Below are 21,153 nucleotides of genomic sequence, written 5' to 3'. Positions count from 1 at the left end.
CCGTAACGATCACTTGGCGCCGAGGGCCGTCTTCAGCGCGCCGAGGTTGGACTCCATGACCTGGAAGTAGTCGTCGCCCTCGGACTTGTCGGTGATGCCCTCGAGCGGGTCGAGCACGTCGGTCTTCAGGCCGGCGTCCTTCGCGAGCGTCTTCGCGGTCTTGTCGCTCACCAGTGTCTCGTAGAACACGGTGGTCACGCCGTCGGCCTTCGCCTCCTCCTGGAGTTCCTTGATCCGGGCGGGGCTCGGCTCGGACTCCGGGTCGAGGCCGCTGATGGCCTCCTGGGTGAGGCCGTAGCGCTCGGCGAGGTAGGTGAAGGCGGCGTGGTTGGTGAAGAAGACCTTCGTCTTCGTGTTCTTCAGCCCGTCCTCGAACCGGGTGTTCAGCTCGTTCAGCTTGCCGACCAGCGCGTCCGTGTTCTTCTTGTAGTCGGCGGCGTGGTCCGGGTCGGCCTTCTCGAAGGCGGCGCCGACGCCCTTGGCGATCTCGGCGTACTTCACGGGGTCGAGCCAGACGTGGGGGTCGAGGGCGTGCTCCTCTTCCTCGGAGTGCTCCGCCGAGTGCTCCTCGGCGTGCTCCTCGCCCGCGTGCTCGTGCTCGACGCTGCCGTGGTCCTCCAGCTCGGTGAGGGAGGCCGCGTCGATCTTCGTCCGCACGTCGGCCTGGCCGACGGCCTCGTCGACGGCGGGCTGGAGGCCCTTGAGGTAGAGAACCGCGTCGGACTCCTGGAGCTCGGCGGTCTGCTTGGTGCTCAGCTCCAGGTCGTGGGGTTCCTGACCCGGCTCGGTGAGAGTGGTGACGTCCACATGGTCCCCGCCGATCTGCTCGGCCAGGAACTGCATCGGGTAGAACGACGCGACGACATCGAACTTGTCCGTGTTGCCCGCGTCGGCGGAGTCGCTGGAGCAGGCGGTCAGGGCAGCGAGACCGAGGGCGGTCACCGCTGCGGTGGGTATGAGGCGTCGTCGTACGTTCATGAGAGTCATTTTCAACAAAAGTGGAAACGGTTGTCAACAAAGACCCCATTCGGGACAGGGGGGATCCCGATTTGGTTCAGGGGGAGTCCGCGCCGGTAACCTGAAGCATTCGCTGGAAGCACCTCGCTTCGTCGCCCGTCGTCGTAATGAAGAGAGCACCGTGGCCGCCGACAAGATCGACACCATCGTCAGCCTGAGCAAGCGCCGTGGCTTCGTTTTCCCGTGTAGTGAGATCTACGGCGGCCAGCGTGCCGCCTGGGACTACGGGCCGCTGGGTGTCGAGCTCAAGGAGAACATCAAGCGCCAGTGGTGGCGCTACATGGTGACGTCGCGCGAGGACGTCGTCGGTATCGACTCGTCCGTGATCCTCGCCCCCGAGGTGTGGGTCGCCTCCGGCCACGTCGCCACCTTCACCGACCCGCTCACCGAGTGCACCTCCTGCCACAAGCGGTTCCGCGCGGACCACCTGGAAGAGGCGTACGAGGAGAAGAAGGGCCGCGTCCCGGAGAACGGCCTGGCCGACATCAACTGCCCCAACTGCGGCACCAAGGGCCAGTTCACCGAGCCCAAGCAGTTCTCGGGTCTGCTCTCCACCCACCTCGGCCCGACCCAGGACTCCGGCTCCGTCGCCTACCTGCGTCCCGAGACCGCCCAGGGCATCTTCACCAACTTCGCCCAGGTGCAGACCACTTCGCGCCGCAAGCCGCCGTTCGGCATCGCCCAGATGGGCAAGTCCTTCCGCAACGAGATCACGCCGGGCAACTTCATCTTCCGCACGCGCGAGTTCGAGCAGATGGAGATGGAGTTCTTCGTCAAGCCGGGCGAGGACGAGCAGTGGCAGGAGTACTGGATGGAGCAGCGCTGGAACTGGTACACCGGCCTGGGTCTGCGTGAAGAGAACATGCGCTGGTACGAGCACCCCAAGGAGAAGCTCTCCCACTACTCCAAGCGCACCGCCGACATCGAGTACCGCTTCCAGTTCGGCGGCAGCGAGTGGGGCGAGCTGGAGGGTGTCGCCAACCGCACCGACTACGACCTGACCGCGCACTCCAAGGCCTCCGGCCAGGACCTGGCCTACTACGACCAGGAGGCCCAGGAGCGCTGGACGCCGTACGTCATCGAGCCCGCGGCGGGCGTCGGCCGCACCATGCTGGCCTTCCTGCTCGACGCGTACGTCGAGGACGAGGCGCCCAACGCCAAGGGCAAGATGGAGAAGCGCACGGTGCTGCGCCTGGACCACCGCCTGGCCCCGGTGAAGGTCGCGGTGCTTCCGCTGTCCCGCAACCCGGAGCTGTCCCCGAAGGCCAAGGGCCTCGCCCAGGCGCTGCGCCAGCACTGGAACATCGAGTTCGACGACGCCGGCGCCATCGGCCGCCGCTACCGCCGCCAGGACGAGATCGGTACGCCGTACTGCGTCACCGTCGACTTCGACACCCTCGAGGACAACGCGGTCACCGTCCGCGAGCGTGACTCGATGAAGCAGGAGCGCGTCTCCCTCGACCAGATCGAGGGCTACCTGGCCGGCCGCCTGATCGGCTGCTGACCTCCCGCGCCATCCGATCGGCCCCCGATACGGGACCCTGACCGGTCCTGTATCGGGGGCCTTCGCGCGTCCAGGGTGGTGCCCATGAGCATCGCCTTCCTCCTCACCACCCTGATCGTCGTCGCCACCCCGGGCACCGGGGTCGTACACACCCTCGCCGCCGGATTCTCCCGGGGGCCGCCGGGCGAGCGTCGTCGCCGCCTTCGGCTCCACTCCCGGCATCGTGCCGCACATCCTGGCCACCCTCACCGGCGCGGCGGCCCTGCCGCACACCAGCGCCACCGCCTTCCAGATCCTCGAATACGCCGGTGTCGCCCACCTCCTCCACATGGCCTGGGCCACCCTGCGGGACAAGGACGTGATCGGCGTCGACAGCGGGGCGCCGCCCGTCTCGGCGGGCCGGATGATCGCCCGCGGGTGTGCTGATCAACCTCCTCAATCCGAAGCTGACGCTCTTCTTCCTCGCCTTCCTGCCGCAAGTCGTGGACCCGGGCGAGCCGCACGCGCTGACGCGGATGCTGCTGCTGAGCGGTGTCTTCATGCTGGCGACCTTCGTCGTCTTCGCCCTGTACGGCGTTCTCGCCGCCTCGGTCCGCAGCCAGGTCATCTCCCGCCCGCGCGTCATGGCCTGGCTGCGGCGCGGCTTGGCGGGGTCCTTCGTGGCGCTGGGGGTGACCCTGACGACCGCCGACAGGTGAGGGACCGCGGGGTGCGGCTGACAAATGACGACTGACAGATATTGAAATCTGTCAGTCGTCATGCGAGGGTGGAGTGCATGACGACGATCCAGACCCGCTCCCTCGGCACCACCGGCCCCCAGGTCTCCGCCCTCGCCCTCGGCTGCATGGGCATGTCCGCGCTGTACGGCGACGCCGACCGCGCCGAGTCCGTCGCGACCGTCCACGCGGCCCTCGAAGCCGGCGTCACCCTGCTCGACACCGGCGACTTCTACGGCATGGGCGACAACGAACTGCTCATCGGCGAGGCCCTGCGCACCGCCCCCGCCGCCCGCCGCGAACAGGCGCTGGTCAGCGTGAAGTTCGGCGCCCTGCGCGGCCCCGACGGCAGCTGGCTCGGCATCGACGGACGCCCGGAGGCCGTGAAGAACTTCGCCGCGTACTCCCTCCGGCGCCTCGGCACCGACCACATCGACGTCTACCGGCTCGCCCGCCTCGACCCGGCCGTCCCCGTCGAGGAGACCGTCGGCGCCATCGCCGAACTCGTCGAGCGGGGATACGTCCGGCACATCGGCCTCAGCGAGGTCGGCGCCGACACCGTCCGCAGGGCCGCCGCGACCGCGCCGATCGCGGACCTGCAGATCGAGTACGCCCTGATCACCCGCGGCATCGAGAGGGAGATCCTGCCGGCCGTCCGGGAACTGGGCATCGGCGTCACCGCCTACGGCGTCCTGTCCCGCGGCCTGATCTCCGGCCACTTCACCGCGGACCGCCGGCTCGCCGCCAACGACTTCCGCGCCCTCTCGCCCCGCTTCCAGGGCGAGAACCTCCGCCACAACCTGCGGCTCGTCGAGGCGCTGCGGAAGATCGCCGAGCAGCGGGGCGCGTCCGTCGCGCAGATCGCCATCGCCTGGGTGCTGGCGCAGGGCGAGGACATCGTGCCGCTGGTCGGCGCCCGCCGCCGGGACCGGCTGGCGGAGGCGCTGGGCGCGCTGGACGTGACCCTGGACGCGGCCGACCTCGCGGCGATCGAGGAAGCCGTGCCCGCGGACGCGGCGGCCGGCGAGCGCTACCCGGAAGCGCAGATGGCACACCTCGACAGCGAACGCTGACCGGCCCGCCGGGTACCGTCACCTCCATGGCACCGACCAGCGAGACCCTGACCGCCGAGCGCATCCTCGAAGCCACCGAGGAGGTGCTGCGCCGCCACGGCCCGGCCAAGGCCACCGTGGTCGACGTGGCCCGCGCGCTCGGTGTCAGCCACGGCAGCGTCTACCGGCACTTCCGCACCAAGGCGGCCCTGCGCGAGGCCGTGACGAAGCGCTGGCTGGACCGTACGTCGCAGGAGCTGGCCGGCATCGTCGCCGAGCAGGACCGCGACCCGGAGCAACGGCTGCGCGCCTGGCTGCGGGCCCTGTTCGACGCCAAGCGCCGCAAGGCGGGCCACGACCCGGAGCTGTTCGCGACGTACATGGTCCTGACCCGCGAGAGCGGCGAGGCGGTCCCGGAGCACATCGCCGACCTCACGTCCCAGCTGACCGCGATCATCCGCGCCGGGGTCGAGTCCGGCACCCTCACCGCCCCCGACCCGGCCACCACGGCCCGCGCCGTCTTCCACGCCACCGGTCGCTTCCACGACCCCTGCTACGCCGAGGAGTGGAAGGCCCCCGGCGTCGAGGCGGAGTTCGACGCGGTGGTCGACCTGTTGACGCAGGGACTGAGGGCGCAAGGCTGAGGAGGCAAGCCCTCCCACTTCAGGGGCGCGGGGAGCTGCGCGAGGAAACCCCCACAACCCGCACTCAGCGACGGACCCCCGCCCCCACGGCGCTCTCCTCGCCCGCCTCCAGCCGCGCGGCGGCCCGCTCGGCGGTCCCCCGAGCCCACCCTCCACTCGTGAGCACACCCAGCACCAGCACCACCGCCCCGCACCCCGCGAGGATCCACCACCCGGGCACGGCGGCCGACACGAACGCCTCCCGGTAGCCGGCGGCCCCGATCCCGGCCGCCAGCACCGCCCCGACCACCGCGACCCCGAGCGTCTGCCCCAGCTGCCGGCTGGTGGAGGCGACGGCGGCGGCCACGCCCGCCTGCGCGCGCGGCATCCCCGCCACCGCCGTGTTGGTGATCGGCGCGTTCACGAAGCCGAACCCCACGCCGAACAGCGCGTATCCGGCGAGGAGTCCCGCAGCCGACGTCTCCGCGTCGAACACCGCGAACAGCACCGCGCTCGCCGTCATCGCGACGCCCGCGATCAGCAGCGGCAGCCTCGGCCCGCGGCTGCCCACGAGCCGCCCGGACAGGGGTGCGCACAGGAACGTCGGTACGGCCATGGGCAGCATCCACAGCCCGGCGTGCAGGGCGTCCAGGCCGCGCACGTTCTGGAGGTACAGCGTCGACAGGAACAGGAAGCCGCCCAGCGCGGCGAACGCCGCGATCGCGATCACCGTGGCCCCGCTGAACGGCGCCGAACGGAAGAACCGCAGGTCGATCAGCGGGTCGGCCCGCCGTGGCTCGTACACCAGCAGCCCGGTCAGCGCGGCCCCGGCCACCAGCGCGAACGGCAGCACCGCCGCGAACCCGGCCGCGGGCGCCTCGATGATCGCGTAGGTCAGTCCGCCGAACAGCAGGATGACCAGCATCTGCCCGACCGGGTCCGCCCGGCGGGCCTTCGCCGCGCGGGACTCGGACACGTACCGCAGGGTCAGCAGCAGCGCGGCGAGACCCACCGGCAGGTTGACCCAGAAGATCGCCCGCCAGCCGACCGACTCGACGAGCAGTCCGCCCACCAGCGGGCCCGCGGCCATGGAGATGCCCACCACCGCGCCCCAGGCGCCGATGGCGCGGGCCCGTTCCCGCGGATCCGTGAACGTGTTGGTGATGATCGACATGGCGACCGGGTTCAGCATCGAGCCGCCCACCGCCTGGATCATCCGGAACGCGATCAGGGCGTCCAGGTCCGGCGCCATGGAGCACAGCGCCGAGCCGGCGGTGAAGACCACCAGCCCGGCCACGAAGACCCGTTTGCGGCCGATCCGGTCGGCCGTCGACCCGGCGAGCATCAGCAGCGAGGCCAGCACCAGGGTGTACGCGTCGATCGTCCACTGGAGGCCTGACGTGGTGGCGTCCAGGTCGTCCTGCATGGAGGGGAGTGCCACGTTCAGCACGGTGTTGTCGAGGCTGACGATCAGCAGGCTCATGCAGCAGATCGCGAGCACGAGAAGGCGTCGGCGATGGCTCAGCTCGGGCATGTGCCCCATCGTACGCCGACTTCGATAGTGCGCCTAACTAAAGAATTTTACCCGCTCATCGCGCGGCACAATGGAGGAATGTCCACGCCCACTCAGCCGCCCGCACAGCCGCTCCGGATCGGCCCGCACACCGTCCAGCCCCCCGTCGTCCTCGCCCCCATGGCCGGGATCACCAACGCTCCCTTCCGCACCCTGTGCCGGGAGTTCAGCGGCGGCAAAGGCCTGTTCGTCAGCGAGATGATCACCACCCGGGCGCTGGTCGAGCGCAACGAGAAGACCATGCAGCTGGTCACCTTCGACCCCACCGAGCAGCCCCGCTCGATCCAGCTGTACGGCGTGGACCCGGTCACCGTCGGCAAGGCCGTCCGCATGATCGCGGAGGAGGACCTGGCCGACCACATCGACCTGAACTTCGGCTGCCCGGTCCCGAAGGTCACCCGCAAGGGCGGCGGCTCGGCCCTGCCCTACAAGCGCAACCTGCTGCGCGCGATCCTCCGCGAGGCCGTCGCCGGCGCCGGGGACCTCCCCGTCACCATGAAGATGCGCAAGGGCATCGACGACGACCACATCACCTACCTCGACGCCGGCCGCATCGCCGTCGAGGAGGGCGTCACCGCCATCGCCCTGCACGGCCGCACCGCCGCCCAGCACTACGGCGGCACCGCCGACTGGGACGCCATCGCCCGGCTGAAGGAGCACGTCCCGGAGATCCCGGTGCTCGGCAACGGCGACATCTGGTCCGCCCAGGACGCGGTGCGCATGGTCCGCGAGACCGGCTGCGACGGTGTCGTCGTCGGGCGCGGCTGCCTCGGCCGGCCGTGGCTGTTCTCCGACCTCGTGGCCGCCTTCGAGGGGCGCCCCGAGGACATCGCGCGCCCCACCCTGCGCGAGGTCGCCGACGTCATGGTCCGGCACGCCCGGCTGCTCGGCGAGTGGATCGGCGACGAGTCCAAGGGCGTCGTCGACTTCCGCAAGCACGTCGCCTGGTACCTCAAGGGCTTCGCCGTCGGCTCCGAGATGCGCAAGCGCCTCGCCATCACCTCCTCCCTGGCGGAGCTGCGCGCCGGGCTCGACGAGCTGGACCTCGACCAGCCCTGGCCCTCCGGTGCCGACGGCCCCCGCGGCCGTACCTCCGGCAACAACCGGGTCGTCCTGCCCGACGGCTGGCTGAAGGACCCGTACGACTGCGCGGGCGTCGGCGAGGACGCCGAGCTGGACACCTCCGGCGGCTGATCAGCCCCTCTTCCCCGAGGGCGTGGAGCCGTACGCCGTCAGGAACCGGTCCCGGAACGCGTCCATCCTCCACACCGGCGCGTCCCGGGCGGGCTCCAGCCCCTCCGACCAGCCCCAGCCGTCGATCTTCTCCAGCACCTCCGGGTCCTTGGCGACGATCGACACCGGCACGTCACGGCTGGCGCCCTCGCCGCTGACCCGGGCGATCGGCTGGTGGTCGCCGAGGAAGACCAGGACGGTGTCCTCACCGCCGTAACGCCGCAGCCACTCGGTGAGGCTGGAGACCGAGTACCGCACGGACCTGCCGTAGGCCTCCTTGGAACGGGCGGAACTGGCCACCACGTCCGCGGGGTCGTCCCCCCTCGCCTCGATGCCCTCGAAGATCCGCCCGTCGCCCAGCTCGTCCCAGCCGACCGGCTCGGGGAGCGGCGCCCACGGCTGATGGCTGGATGTGAGGATCACCTCCGCCATCAGCGGCTTGTCCCGCTTCTTCCCGTGCTCCAGCCGCTGGAACGCCTCCAGCGCGTACTGGTCCGGCATCGTCGACCAGCTGAACTTCGGCCCCCGGTAGCCGAGCCGGAACGCGTCGTAGACGTGGTCGAGGCCGTAGAACTCCGCCTCCGGCCAGGCCTTCCGCACCCCCGGCATGATCCCGACCGTCCGCCACGCCCCCGTCTTCTGGAACGCCTTGGTGAGGGTGAGGTGGTCGCTGGAGGTGACCGTGCGGTACCGCTGCTGGTTGGCGATCCACAGGCCCGACAGGAACGTGGAGTGGCCCAGCCAGCTGCTGCCCCCGTACGTCGCCGAGGTCAGCCAGCCGCTCCTCGCCCCGAACCCCGCCTTCGCCAGCGCCCCGGTGCTCGTCTCCAGGGTGCGGTGGACGCCCGGCCGGATCGCCGGATCCTCGATCGCGCTGCGGCCGTAGCTCTCGATGAACGCGAAGATCACGTCCTTGCCGCGCAGCTCGGGCACCAGCCGTCCGGGCGGGGTCGCCCCGAACGCGTCGGCCTTCGCCTCCTTCGCGAACGCCGCCTCGTCGCGCAGCGTGGCCCGCACCCGCTCCGTCTGGATCCGCACCAGCGCCGACGCGTGGTCGGAGGCCACGGGCAGCCCCGCGAGCTGCACCCCCAGCGCGGCGGTCGTCGTCCACACGACGGCGGCGGCGAGCGTCGACCGCACGGCCACCGCGCGATGGCGGGCCAGCAACTCGCCCAGCCGGACCGTGGCCAGCGTGAGCAGCGCGCACAGCAGCAGAGCGAGCACGACCGCCCCGGCCGCCAGCCCGAACGCGCCCGCCGAGCCCATCGTGTCCCCGGCGTACGCCTGGGCGTCGTCCAGCAGCTCCCAGTCCAGCACCAGGTTGAAGCCCCGGCCCAGATACGCGTGGAACCCCATGTCCAGCAGGTTCAGCACCGTCAGCGCCCCCAGCGCCACCCCCGCCAGCACCGCCGCCACCCGCCGGGACCGCCGCGGCAGCGCCAGCAGCAACGCGGCCCCGACGACCGCCTCCACCGGAATCCGCAGGAACTTGTCCGGAGTGAGCGTGTGCAGGGTGTTCGGCAACAGCAGCGCGACCAGGACGAGCAGGGCGGACAGAGCGGTGAGCACACGGTTCAGCGCAGACACCCAGGGGCCTTCCGTACGAAACAGGACTGAAGGCGGACCCGGCGTGGGGGAACGGGTCCGCCGCCCCTTCGTACGGCTTGATCACACCCACTGTTCAACCCAGGGCGCGAACAACTCCCGCAGGGCGCGGGGAACCGCGCGATCAGCCCCCGCCGACCCGTACCCGCGCGAGAACCTCCCCACCCCCTGCCTAGGCGCCCCCCACCGCGGTCAGCAGAGCAAGCGGCGCGGCAGCCGACCGCGCCTCCCGCACGCACGCATGCGGATAAGGCACCGGCTCGGAATGGATGTCGCGCCCATACCCCGCCAGCACCTCCGGCAGCCGGTGCCCGGAGGCGTTCGCCGCGTCCACCAGCGCGTGCGCGACCGTCCGGGCCTCGTCGTGCAGCCCGTACCGGGCCAGGCCGAGTGCGATCAGCGCGTTGTCGTGCGGCCACACCGAACCGCGGTGGTACGACAGCGGGTGGTACGCCGGCTGCCCGGCCGCCAGCGTGCGCACGCCCCAGCCGGAGAAGAAGTCCCCCTCGACCAGCCGCCGTCCGACGACCTTCCCGTACTCCTTGTCCAGCAGCCCCGACCACAGCAGATGCCCGGCGTCCGAGGCCAGCGCGTCCACCTGGCGGCCCGCGTCGTCCAGCGCGAGCGCCGGGAAGGACTGCTCCGCCATCCAGAAATCCCGCTGGAAACGGTCCCGCAGGTCGCCGGCCGCCTGCTCCAGGAGCGCGGCGTAGGTACCGTCCGCCCAGACGGCGCGGGCCAGTTGGGCGGTGCGGCGCAGGGCGTCGTACGCGTACCCCTGCGCGCCCGCCGCCATCACCGGGCCGCTCGGCCGGGTGCCGTCCGCCCAGCAGATCGCGCCGGGGGAGTCCTTCCAGTTCTGGTTGGCGAGGCCGCCCCGGTCGGCGCGGTAGACGAGATAGCCGCGGGAGGTGAGCCCGCCGTGGTCCAGCATCCATCCGACGGCCGCGCGGGCGTGCGGTTCGAGCCGGCGGGCCAGAGCGGTGTCCCCGGTCTGCTCGACATAGGCGCCGAGCAGCACCAGGAAGAGCGGCGTGGCGTCCACCGAACCGTAGTACCGGCCGAACGGCACCTGCCCGAAGTGCGCCAGCTCGCCGGACCGCACCTCGTGCACGATCTTGCCGGGCTGCGCCACCGAACCGGAGTGCGCCTCGGCGGCCTGGGTCGCGGCGAGCGCGGGCAGCACGGCCGCCGCCAGCTGCGGGCGGTAGGGCAGCGCGAACAGGGCGGTGAGCAGGGCGTCGCGGCCCAGCAGTGCCAGGAACCAGGGCGCGCCGCCCGCCGGGACGCGCAGCTCCTCGCCGTCCGGGCCGGTCGTGGGAATCTGGAGGGAGGCCAGGTCGGCGAGGCCGCGCGCGCAGGCCGCCGCCAGCTCCGGCCAGCCGGTGGGGAAGGCCACGCCCTCCATGAACCGGCCCTCCCGCGCCAGCAGGTCCTGGGCCACGGCGCCGGGGGAGCGGGGCACCCGCAGCGCCCGCTTCTCCCCGTGCGGGCGCGCCATCACCCGCAGGGTCAGCCCGGCCGTGCCGTGCGGCTCCAGGTCGAGCGTCCACACCAGGCGCCGGGCGCCGGTGCCGGTCTCCTCCACGGAGTCCGGGGCGGGCTCGGTGGTGACCGTCGTGCACGACCGCCACTCGCCGCGCTGATAGGTGAACTCCAGCCCGTGGTCGAGGACCTGGCGGCGGCGGACGGCGCCCGGCTTGTCGTAGGTGCGGTGGTCGGAGCGGAGTTCGAACTGGTCGGTGAAGTCGGCGTCGGCGGTGATGGCGAGCCGGACCGTGGTGGGCACCGGGCGGTTGCTGGTGACCAGCAGCCGTTCCACGAACGAGCTGTCGCCGACGGCCTGTTCCCGGAACACCGTGCACGCGGGCGGCTCCTGCCGGCCACCGCGCGGGACGAGCACACAGCGCGCGGTGTCCCCGTCGGCCACCGGGGACAGTGTCTCCGGCACCGCGCCGTCGACGGTGAGCTGCCACCGGCTCAGGTGCCGCGCGTCGCGTACGAAGAGCCCGTCGGGCAGGCCCGGACGTCCCGTCCCGCCGGCCCGCACTCCGCTGATGTCGCCGCTGTCGCCCACGGCGGCGAACGTTCCGCCGTGCACGAGCGGATGATGCCGGTCCGTCATCCCCGGTCCCCTCCCCTGAGTTCACTGCTGGCGGTGGTCTGGTCGTGCGACAGCTGGTGCGGTGACCGGTCGTGCGACAGCCGTTCCCGTGACTGGTCGGGCTGGTCGTACGACAGGTCGAGGGCGAGCGCGGCGGTCCAGCCGAAGCCGGTCGCGCCACAGGCCTCGCCGGTGTACGGATCCACGTATTCGGCGAACCCGGAGGCGTCCGCGAGGTCGAGGACCGCCGTGCGCAGGGCGTCGGCCCGGGCCCGCTCGCCGTGCGTGCGCAGCCCCCGCTCCACCAGCCAGGCGGTGTTGAACCAGGCCGGGCCCCGCCAGTACCGGTGCCGGTCGAAGGACTCGCCGAGCAGGTCGTAGCTCGGCACCAGGCGGGTGCTGTCGCCGAGGCCGAAGTGCGGGCCGGTGAGGGTCCCGACCAGGGCGCGGACGACATCGCGGGGGAGGCCGGGCAGCAGCAGCGGGATCAGGCCGGACACCCCGCGCTCGGGGATCGGCTCGCCGGAGCGCACGTCCCGGCAGAGGAACATCCCCTCCCGCCCGTCGAACAGACGGTCGATCAGCACCCCCGTCAGCCGCTCCGCGCGCGCGTGCCGTGCCGTGCCGGTCGCACCCAGCTCCCGGGCGATCCTGGCGAGGGCGTGCTCGGAGGCGATGAGCAGGGCGTTGAAGGCGGGGTCCTCGACGGCGAAGCCGCTCTCCCGGCCGCCGTGTTCGCCGCCCGGCCCGTCCCGGTACCCGCGATCCCGGTACCCGCTGTCGTGGTGTCCGTTGTCGCGGTATCCGTTGTCCCGGTAGTCCGCCGCGAGCCGTACGTACCGGCCGTAGTCCAGGTCCGTCGGGCGGTCCTCGGGGGCGCCGTGGTCGAGGTCGGCGCGGCGGAAGGAGCGGGTCGGGGCGGGGGTGACGCGGGCCAGCGGGGCGTCCCAGCAAGGGCTGTTGTCCATGCCCTGCTCCCAGGGGTGGACGACCGAGGCGAGCCCGGCGCCGCCCAGGTCCCGGCGGTGCAGCAGATAGCGGTGCCAGGCGGCCAGCCGCGGATACACCCCGGCGAGGAAGCCACGCGCCCGGGACAGTCCGGGGTCCGCCTCGTGCACCAGCCAGGCCGCCAGCGCGTGCACCGGTGGCTGCACGATCCCCGACGTCTGTACGGTGCGCGGGGCACCCGCGGCCCGGCCCGCGGTCGAGGAGCGCCAGAAGTCCGGGCTGGGGAAGTAGGCGTCGAGCGGGACGGAGGGGTTGAAGACGATGTGCGGGACGCGTCCGTCGCCCCACTGCGCGGCGAGCAGCGTCTCCAGCTCCGTCTGGGCCCGTAACGGCGACAGGTGGCGCAGGCCGATGGCGATGAACGCGGAGTCCCAGGACCACTGGTGGGGATACAGGCCGCGGGACGGAACGGTGGAGGTGCCCGTCCAGTTGTCCTCCAGGACTCGTATGGCCCTGGCCCGCGGCCCGTCGGGACCGTGCGGCGGATCGTATGCGAGGGCGCGTTCGGCGCCGGGGACGGTCAGTTGGGCGGTGCGATCCACTCGGGGCTCCCCGAAAGGCGTCCGGCCGACCGGTTCGGTCTTGGCCACCATAGAGTTACGTCTATTTAACACGCAAAACTCAATATGTAATGCAGGCTTGGGAAACACAAGGGGGTGCGCATGACCGGACGGCCGGGAAGGTCCGGAAGGATCGCGAGGACCGGAAAGAGCGGCAGCCAGGCGAGCGCCGGCGAACTGCTCGAACTGGTGCGCAGCGGCCGCGCCACCACACGGGGCGCGCTCCAGCAGGTCACCGGGTTGTCCCGGGCCACCGTCGGCCAGCGCCTGGACCGGCTCTTCCGGGCCGGCTGGCTGCGTGAGGGCGCCGGCGGTCCGGTGGACTCACCGCTGGGCGGACGGCCCTCCATCACCCTGGAGTTCGACGACGAACACGCGGTCGTCCTCGCCGCCGACCTGGAGACCCGGCACGCGCGAGCCGCCGTCCTCTCCCTCACCGGCGAGATCCACGCCGAGCGCACCGGCACCCTCGTCATCGAGGACGGCCCCGACGCCGTCCTCGGCGAACTGGGCCGCTGGCTCGCGGAACTGCTGGAGAAGGCCGGACACCGCGCCGAGGAGGTCTGCGGCATCGGCCTCGCCGTACCGGGTCCGGTCGACAGCGACACCGGCCGGGTCGTCCAGCCGCCGATCATGCCCGGCTGGGACGGCTATGACATAAGGGGCCGCCTCGCCCGCGCCTTCACCGAGCACACGGGTGCCGCCGGGGTGCCGGTGCTGGTCGACAACGACGCCAACCTCATGGCCTACGGCGAACAGCGCACCTCCCACCCCGACTGCTCGGCCTTCGTCCTGGTCAAGGTATCCACCGGCATCGGCGCCGGAGTCGTGGTCGACGGCTCGGTCTACCGGGGCGTCGACGGCGGCGCCGGGGACATCGGCCACATCCGGGTGCCGGAGGGCGCGGGCGCGCTGTGCCGGTGCGGCTCCTACGGCTGTCTCGCCGCCGTCGCCAGTGGTGGCGCGGTGGCGCGGCGGCTCGCCGAGAGCGGGGTGCCGGCGGCGTCCGGCTCGGACGTACGCACCCTGCTGGCCGCCGGGCACCCGGAGGCGATGGGGCTGGCCCGGGAGGCCGGGCGCCGGGTCGGCGACGTCCTCGCCACGGTCGTGACCCTGCTGAACCCCGGGGTGCTGATGATCGCGGGCGATCTGGCCGGAACCCCCTTCCTCACGGGCGTACGGGAGCTGCTGTACCAGCGGGCGCTGCCGCGCTCCACCGCTCGTCTGGAGGTGGTGACCTCGCGGCTGGGGGAGCGGGCGGGCCTGGTGGGGGCGGGTGCGCTGGTCGTGGAGCATCTGTACGCGCCGGAGCGGGCGGACGAGCGACTGAGGGCGATGGGGGTGTGAGGTCCCGCCCGTGTGACGGCCGGATTTCCATCTCGGGGCGCGTCCGGATGGTGAAATCCGGCGGCTCGTGGCAGCGTGATTCTCGCCACCCTTGATAAGGGTTGCGCTCAGATGAGCGGATCATGGGCGACTGCACTTCTCCAAGGGGTGGCACTCAGTGCCACCCCTTGATCGTTCATCGATCGAACTCAGGCGTGCCGGAGGCTGCTCATGTGAGCGACAAACCTCGTCTACGGGCATCACCGTGTTCAAGAAATGAAAACATCGCCCGCCAGGGGCTTACCAAGCTTTGACTTTCGATCCGCTGGCGGACGGGTGGTTACAGGCGCATGACGCGCAAGTGGACGTACCCAGCAGCCTTCGATCTGGGTATGTTCCTCGCCGTCAGGGCAGCCACCGCGGCCTCTAGGAGTCGAGACCCGTGTCGGAAAACAAAGATCCCCAGGTAGCCGAGCAGGCCGGCAGCGTTGAGGGCGTGAAGTTCGTTTACGACTTCACCGAGGGCAACAAGGACCTCAAGGACCTCCTCGGCGGCAAGGGCGCGAACCTCGCCGAGATGACCAACCTGGGCCTTCCCGTCCCGCCCGGCTTCACCATCACCACGGAGGCCTGCAAGGTCTACCTGGACAGCGGCGAGGAGCCGGCGGCACTGCGTGACGAGGTGAGTGCGCACCTCGAAGCGCTGGAGCAGCGGATGGGCAAGAAGCTGGGCCAGGCCGACAACCCCCTCCTCGTGTCGGTCCGCTCCGGTGCCAAGTTCTCCATGCCCGGCATGATGGACACGGTCCTCAACATCGGCCTGTCCGACCAGTCGGTGCAGGGCCTGGCCAAGCAGGCCGGCGACGAGCGGTTCGCCTGGGACTCCTACCGCCGCCTCATCCAGATGTTCGGCAAGACCGTCCTCGGCGTCGACGGCGACCTCTTCGAAGAGGCGCTGGAGAAGGCCAAGGAGGCCAAGAAGGTCACGGTCGACACCGAGCTGGAGGCCGCCGACCTCAAGAAGCTCGTCACCGCCTTCAAGAAGATCGTCAAGAAGGAGGCGGGCCGCGACTTCCCGCAGGACCCGCGCGAGCAGATGGACCTCGCCATCAAGGCGGTCTTCGACTCCTGGAACGGCGACCGCGCCAAGCTCTACCGCCGCCAGGAGCGCATCCCGCACGACCTCGGCACGGCCGTCAACGTCTGCTCGATGGTCTTCGGCAACCTGGGCCCCGACTCCGGCACCGGTGTCGCCTTCACCCGCGACCCCGCCTCCGGCCACCAGGGCGTCTACGGCGACTACCTCCAGAACGCCCAGGGCGAGGACGTCGTCGCGGGCATCCGCAACACGGTCCCGCTCGCCGAGCTGGAGTCGATCGACAAGAAGTCGTACGACCAGCTCATGCAGATCATGGAGACCCTGGAGAACCACTACAAGGATCTCTGCGACATCGAGTTCACCATCGAGCGCGGCCAGCTCTGGATGCTTCAGACCCGCGTCGGCAAGCGCACCGCGGGCGCGGCCTTCCGGATCGCCACCCAGCTGGTGGACCAGGGCCTCATCGACGAGGCGGAAGCCCTCCAGCGCGTCACCGGCGCCCAGCTCGCCCAGCTGATGTTCCCCCGCTTCGACGAGAAGGCGAAGGTCGAGCAGGTCGGCCGGGGCATCGCGGCGTCACCGGGCGCGGCGGTCGGCAAGGCGGTCTTCGACTCGTACACCGCGGTCAAGTGGTCCCGCTCCGGCGAGAAGGTCATCCTGATCCGCCGCGAGACCAACCCCGACGACCTGGACGGCATGATCGCCGCCGAGGGCATCCTGACGTCGCGCGGCGGCAAGACGTCGCACGCCGCCGTGGTGGCCCGCGGCATGGGCAAGACGTGCGTGTGCGGGGCCGAGGAGCTGGAGGTCGACACCAAGCGCCGCCGGATGACCGTGCCGGGCGGCCACGTCGTCGAGGAAGGCGACCTGATCTCCATCGACGGCTCGACGGGCAAGGTCTACCTGGGCGAGGTCCCGGTCGTCCCGTCCCCGGTCGTCGAGTACTTCGAGGGCCGGATGCACGCCGGTGCCGACGACGCCGACGAACTCGTCGAGGCCGTGCACCGCATCATGGCCTTCGCGGACCGCAAGCGCCGCCTGCGGGTCCGCGCGAACGCGGACAACGCGGAAGACGCGCTGCGCGCCCGCCGCTTCGGCGCCCAGGGCATCGGCCTCTGCCGCACCGAGCACATGTTCCTCGGCGACCGGCGTGAACTGGTCGAGCGCCTGATCCTGGCGGACACGGAGGCGGAGCGCGAGGAGTCCCTGAAGGAACTCCTCCCCCTCCAGAAGCAGGACTTCGTCGAGCTGTTCGAGGCGATGGACGGCCTCCCGGTCACCGTCCGCCTTCTCGACCCGCCGCTGCACGAGTTCCTGCCGGACATCACGGAACTCTCGGTCCGTGTCGCCCTCGCCGAGTCCCGCCAGGAACCGCACGAGAACGAGCTGCGCCTGCTCCAGGCGGTCCACCGCCTGCACGAGCAGAACCCGATGCTGGGCCTGCGCGGCGTACGCCTCGGCCTTGTCATCCCGGGCCTGTTCACCATGCAGGTCCGCGCCATCGCCGAGGCCGCGGCCGAGCGCAAGGCCGCCAAGGGCGACCCGCGCGCGGAGATCATGATCCCGCTCGTCGGAACCGTCCAGGAGCTGGAGATCGTCCGCGAAGAGGCCGACCAGGTCATCGCCGAGGTCCAGCAGGCGACCGGCACCGAACTGAAGCTGGCCATCGGCACGATGATCGAACTGCCGCGCGCCGCCCTGACGGCGGGCCAGATCGCGGAGGCGGCGGAGTTCTTCTCCTTCGGCACGAACGACCTCACCCAGACGGTGTGGGGCTTCAGCCGGGACGACGTCGAGGCCTCCTTCTTCACCGCGTACCTGGAGAAGGGCATCTTCGGCGTCAGCCCCTTCGAGACCATCGACAAGGACGGCGTCGGCTCGCTCGTGGCCGCGGCGGCCAAGGCCGGCCGCGCGACCCGCCCCGACCTCAAGCTCGGTGTCTGCGGCGAGCACGGCGGTGACCCCGAGTCCGTCCACTTCTTCCACGAGGTGGGCCTGGACTACGTCTCCTGCTCCCCGTTCCGCATCCCGGTCGCCCGCCTGGAGGCCGGCCGCGCGGCCTCGACGTCGGAGGGCAGCGACCACCGCTGAGCCCTGCCGGGCACGGCACGACGCGATGCTCCGAAGCCGCCGCTTGTCACCCGACCCTCACCGATCGGCGACGGCTTCGGTCTCTTGAGAGGGCGGCACCCTGTGCGGGGGTGCCGCCCTTTCGCGCATCATCTGTGGCGTACGGCGGGTGGCGAGCGATCACCGCTTCAGAGGTCGTCTCATTCGGCAAGCCTGCGCCGGCGGACGAGGGGACAGGCGATGCCGGTGAACGCATGGAAGTGGTCAGCCGGCAAGGCTTGAGCTGTTGCGCTTGTTGGCGAGGAAGCGTGCCTTCTTCTCGCGATTTCCACACGTATTCATGTCGCACCATTTCCGTGTGCCGCCTCGGCTGGTGTCCAGGAAAGCGGCTCGGCACGTGGGTGAGGCGCACAAGGAGATCTTTCCCTCTCGCTCTCCCGCAAGGAGACTGATCGCATCGGCGGCGACCACGCTGAGCGCATCTTCTACGGAAGAAGAGCGCAGCCGCCATTTCCGGCCCCCCTCGGACGTCAAGATCGCCGAGGCCAGACCCTGAGTACTGCAGTCATTGATGACTTGGACGGCTGAAGAGGGAAGCGGGTTCTGGTTCGCAACGGCGGTGGCAGCTGCATGAATTGACTCCCTCAGCTCTCGAGCCCGGTCGAGCTGGGACTGGGTGCAGGAGTCGACCGCGAGTCCGTTGACTGCCAGCCAGTCTGCGAGCCGAGAGGGTACAGGAATTCGCTCCAGCGTTTCACCGTAACGCTCTGACAGGGTTCCCGTGAAGCTGGTCGCCAGTACTTTACCCAGGCGGAACTCAGGGAAGTAAACAGTAGCCACGGAACCACCTTAGCCGGTTGCCACCTGGAGCGCCAGCATGTTAGAACCGCCCTAGGTGGTTCGGTGTCGACTCGGGGATCTCATGGAATCCTCCGAGGCCAGCAGCAGGTGCCCGGCCACCGACTGGGGCGACTCGGTGCGGATCGATCGCTGCCGGCGTCGAGGGGCTCCCGGTACGCCACGCCAAAGCCGGAGGTAGTTGACGATGGTGGATTTAGCGGTACTGCCGAGCTACATTGCGGTGATCCTGCTCTTTCTCGCTCCGCCCGGGCCTGATATGGCCTACATGCTCGCAGTGGGCCTTGAAGGTGGTCGCCTGTCCGCGCTGAGAGCCATCCTCGGTATAGGAACAGGTATGAGTTTCTATGCCGCCGCCGTCGTTGCCGGGATGGGGGAGATCGCTGGATCGCACCCATCGGTGCTTGATGCGGTGCGCATACTGGGTGCAGCGTATCTGCTGTGGTTGGCGTACGTGACGCTGCGAAACGCGCGTCGTGCGGTCGACGGACACGGCGATATCGCGACAGGTAGGTGGTATCTGCGAGGAGTGTTAGTCAGCCTGACGAATCCGAAAATAATCCTCTTTTACCTCGCGGTGCTGCCACAGTTCCTAGGGAGTGCAGAGAACCCCGAATTGCAGATGGCCGTTCTCGGTGCAATCAACGTCCTGATGGAGGTAATTCTTTACGGATGCATCGGGGTGTTGTCGGGATTTTTTCATGCGCGACTCACCGGCTCGACAAGAGCGACGGCTGTGCTGAACTATGCTGCGTGCGCCGTTTATGTTGTGCTGGCGGCGGCGATCACTGTCGAGATTCTCCTGGCCTAAGAGGGTCATCTCATCTGGCGAGCCTGCGACAGCAGATGATGATGGCGTGGGGATGGGGTGTGGGGGTGGCGCCGTCGGGCGGGTGCCACCCCCACCCGTCACTCCTCGCTCACGTGGCTACGCCCGGAACGGGCCCGTCACCTCGTACGTGATGCCGCCGGAGGAGCTGCCCGTGGTGCCGCGCTGGCTGGAGAAGTACAGGCGACGGCCGTCGGGGGAGAACGCCGGGCCGGTGATCTCCGAGCCGGACTGGCCGTCGATGCGCACGAACGGGGCGATCACGTCGTTCGGCGTGATGACGCAGATCTCCATGTTGCCGCCGTCCTCGGCGACGAAGAGGTCGCCCGATGACGTGCCCGTGACGTTGTCGACGCCGGTCAGGGGAGCGGTCCCGGTCGTGACGAGAGAGTCGTCGTAGGCCAGTTCGATGGTCTGGGTCGCCGCGTTGTACTGCCAGACGCGGTTGTCGCCCTTGGTGGTGAACCAGCAGGTGTCGTCGGCGTAGTAGCAGCCCTCGCCGCCGTTGAAGCGCTTGGCGCCGGAGACCTGGTTGCGGGTGGCGGTCGCGCCGGTGGGGTCGGGGACGCGGGCCCAGGTGACGGGGCCGGAGGTGCCGGTGCCGGCGACCAGCACCTCCAGGGTGCCCGAGGAGAGGTCGCCCCAGGTGGTGGGCTTGAAGCGGTAGAAGCAGCCGTCCGTGACGTCCTCGGTCATGTAGACGACCTGGCGGACCGGGTCCGCGGCGGCGGCCTCGTGCTTGAAGCGGCCCATGGCGTCGCGGCGGATGGCCGCCTTGGCGCCCCAGGGGTCGGTTTCGTAGACGTAGCCGCGGTCGACCTCCTCGCAGGACAGCCAGGTGTTCCACGGGGTCTTGCCGCCCGCGCAGTTGGTGCGGGTGTCGGAGAGGATGCGGTACGCGGCGGTGATGGCGCCCGTCGAGGAGAACTTCACCGCGCTCGCGCCGCCGCCCGGGTTGATCTCCGAGTTGGAGACGTAGATCCAGCCCGTGCCGTCGGCGTAGCAGGCGCCGCCGTCGGGGGCGTTGTGCCAGGTGTACGAGGTGCCGGCCACCCGCTGCCCGGAGCGGGCGATGACGCGGCTGGTGAAGCCGCTGGGGAGTCTGATGCCGTTGGCGTCCGGGCTGCCCAGGGGGCCGTAGGGGCCGGTGCCGGGCTGGGCGGGGGCCGCGTACGCGGCGCCGCGCCACAGGGTTCCGCCGAGCGCGGCGGAGGAGCCGCCGATGAGGGCCGCACGCAGGAGGCTACGACGTTCCACTCTCACTCCAAGAGTGCCGTGTCCGCCCCGCCGCCGGTCGGTGGCGGGGTCGCGCGTTCCGGGACCCTAGGGCAGGCGGGTGGACGGGTCGTGGATTTGCCGTGACGCGTCGGCGTACGCGGGACGGGCGCCGTGCGGGGGAATGACCCGGGGGACCGGCGGGTTGAGGGCGGCAGTGACCTTGTGATCGATCGATCCCCGGGAGTCTCCGATGTCCGACCGCCCCGCCGTCCGCGAGCTGCGTCTCGTCGTGACAGCCGAGGACTACGACGCCGCCCTGCGCTTCTACCGCGATGCCCTCGGCCTGCCCGAGCGGGCGGCGTTCAGCTCACCCGGTGGGCGGGTCACCATCCTGGAGGCCGGGCGGGCGACGCTGGAGATCACCGATCCGCACCACGCGGAGTTCATCGACGAGGTCGAGGTCGGGCGGCGCGGGGTGGCCGGGCACATCAGGGTGGCCTTCCAGGTGGACGACTCGGCGGCGGTCACCGCGCGGCTGGCCGCCGCCGGTGCGGAGGTGGTCGCCGAGCCGACCCGTACGCCCTGGAACTCGCTCAACTCCCGGCTGGAGGCCCCGGGCGCCCTTCAGCTGACCCTGTTCACCGAGCTGGGGGAGGAGCAGGGCGGGGAGTGAGCCCGGTGCGGGGTTCCGGGATTCACCGGACACGCGCCCGCCACCGTCCGCCGGGCCGGGCGGGCAGGCCAGGGCGGGCCCGGGG

The 21,153-nt window shown here is 70.8% G+C and carries 15 protein-coding genes and 1 pseudogene; 9 read left to right on the top strand and 7 right to left on the bottom strand.

Features of this window, described 5'->3' with window-relative positions:
- Positions 1-9: 9 nt before the first annotated feature.
- On the bottom strand, positions 10-978 hold the full coding sequence (locus tag VE614_RS15350) for a metal ABC transporter solute-binding protein, Zn/Mn family (RefSeq protein ID WP_324936773.1): 969 nt from the start codon (positions 976-978) through the stop codon (positions 10-12).
- 160 nt (positions 979-1,138) lie between these two features.
- Here VE614_RS15350 and VE614_RS15345 point away from each other — a divergent pair, with 160 nt between their 5' ends.
- The 4 genes and pseudogenes from VE614_RS15345 (at position 1,139) to VE614_RS15330 (ending at position 4,933) form a co-directional block, all read left to right on the top strand.
- On the top strand, positions 1,139-2,521 hold the full coding sequence (locus VE614_RS15345) for a glycine--tRNA ligase (RefSeq protein WP_324936772.1): 1,383 nt from the start codon (positions 1,139-1,141) through the stop codon (positions 2,519-2,521).
- 84 nt (positions 2,522-2,605) lie between these two features.
- A pseudogene (locus VE614_RS15340) lies at positions 2,606-3,219 on the top strand (LysE family translocator).
- Positions 3,220-3,296: 77 nt separating this feature from the next.
- Positions 3,297-4,310 carry an aldo/keto reductase gene (locus tag VE614_RS15335; RefSeq protein WP_324936771.1) on the top strand — a complete coding sequence of 338 codons (1,014 nt, stop codon included), beginning with the start codon at positions 3,297-3,299 and terminating at the stop codon, positions 4,308-4,310.
- 26 nt (positions 4,311-4,336) lie between these two features.
- A complete protein-coding gene (locus VE614_RS15330; protein ID WP_324936770.1) occupies positions 4,337-4,933 on the top strand; it encodes a TetR family transcriptional regulator in 597 nt (198 codons plus the stop codon).
- A gap of 64 nt (positions 4,934-4,997) precedes the next feature.
- On the opposite strand, the gene VE614_RS15325 is transcribed toward VE614_RS15330, so the two are convergent.
- The gene (locus VE614_RS15325) at positions 4,998-6,446 is read right to left on the bottom strand and encodes an MFS transporter (protein ID WP_324936769.1); all 1,449 of its coding nucleotides are present in this window, start codon (positions 6,444-6,446) and stop codon (positions 4,998-5,000) included.
- 78 nt (positions 6,447-6,524) lie between these two features.
- On the opposite strand from VE614_RS15325, the gene dusB reads away from it, so the two are divergent.
- The gene (gene dusB / locus VE614_RS15320) at positions 6,525-7,679 is read left to right on the top strand and encodes a tRNA dihydrouridine synthase DusB (protein ID WP_324936768.1); all 1,155 of its coding nucleotides are present in this window, start codon (positions 6,525-6,527) and stop codon (positions 7,677-7,679) included.
- Here dusB and VE614_RS15315 read toward each other — a convergent pair whose 3' ends face one another.
- From VE614_RS15315 to VE614_RS15305, 3 genes are all read right to left on the bottom strand, one after another.
- Positions 7,680-9,305 (bottom strand): CDP-alcohol phosphatidyltransferase, encoded by a 1,626-nt coding sequence (locus VE614_RS15315; RefSeq protein ID WP_324936767.1) that lies wholly within the window; start codon positions 9,303-9,305, stop codon positions 7,680-7,682.
- 190 nt (positions 9,306-9,495) lie between these two features.
- Positions 9,496-11,448 carry a glycogen debranching N-terminal domain-containing protein gene (locus VE614_RS15310; RefSeq protein ID WP_324936766.1) on the bottom strand — a complete coding sequence of 651 codons (1,953 nt, stop codon included), beginning with the start codon at positions 11,446-11,448 and terminating at the stop codon, positions 9,496-9,498.
- A complete protein-coding gene (locus VE614_RS15305) occupies positions 11,445-12,977 on the bottom strand; it encodes an MGH1-like glycoside hydrolase domain-containing protein (protein WP_324936765.1) in 1,533 nt (510 codons plus the stop codon). Before VE614_RS15305 ends, VE614_RS15310 begins: the two co-directional genes overlap by 4 nt.
- Before the next feature lie 120 nt (positions 12,978-13,097).
- Between VE614_RS15305 and VE614_RS15300 the strand changes: the two genes are divergently transcribed.
- The gene (locus VE614_RS15300; RefSeq protein ID WP_324936764.1) at positions 13,098-14,342 is read left to right on the top strand and encodes an ROK family protein; all 1,245 of its coding nucleotides are present in this window, start codon (positions 13,098-13,100) and stop codon (positions 14,340-14,342) included.
- A 421-nt stretch (positions 14,343-14,763) separates the two neighbouring features.
- Positions 14,764-17,511, top strand: a complete 2,748-nt coding sequence (gene ppdK / locus VE614_RS15295) for a pyruvate, phosphate dikinase (protein ID WP_324936763.1) — start codon at positions 14,764-14,766, stop codon at positions 17,509-17,511.
- Between the two features lie 243 nt (positions 17,512-17,754).
- Here the strand turns inward: ppdK and VE614_RS15290 are convergent, their stop codons facing one another.
- Positions 17,755-18,330 carry a CGNR zinc finger domain-containing protein gene (locus VE614_RS15290; protein WP_324936762.1) on the bottom strand — a complete coding sequence of 192 codons (576 nt, stop codon included), beginning with the start codon at positions 18,328-18,330 and terminating at the stop codon, positions 17,755-17,757.
- A gap of 205 nt (positions 18,331-18,535) precedes the next feature.
- On the opposite strand from VE614_RS15290, the gene VE614_RS15285 reads away from it, so the two are divergent.
- Positions 18,536-19,159: a LysE family translocator gene (locus VE614_RS15285; RefSeq protein WP_324936761.1), complete on the top strand. Its 624-nt coding sequence runs from the start codon at positions 18,536-18,538 to the stop codon at positions 19,157-19,159.
- Positions 19,160-19,276: 117 nt separating this feature from the next.
- On the opposite strand, the gene VE614_RS15280 is transcribed toward VE614_RS15285, so the two are convergent.
- Complete coding sequence (locus tag VE614_RS15280) at positions 19,277-20,434, bottom strand: alkaline phosphatase PhoX (RefSeq protein ID WP_324936760.1); 1,158 nt, start codon at positions 20,432-20,434, stop codon at positions 19,277-19,279.
- Positions 20,435-20,645: 211 nt separating this feature from the next.
- Between VE614_RS15280 and VE614_RS15275 the strand changes: the two genes are divergently transcribed.
- Entirely contained in the window at positions 20,646-21,068 is a 423-nt protein-coding gene (locus tag VE614_RS15275) for a VOC family protein (protein WP_324936759.1), read from the top strand.
- Positions 21,069-21,153: the final 85 nt, after the last annotated feature.

It is taken from the genome of Streptomyces sp. (genome assembly GCF_035645055.1).
Taxonomy (GTDB): domain Bacteria; phylum Actinomycetota; class Actinomycetes; order Streptomycetales; family Streptomycetaceae; genus Streptomyces.
Note: the sequence above shows the minus strand (reverse complement) of the source record. Positions and strands in the feature narration are given on the sequence as shown.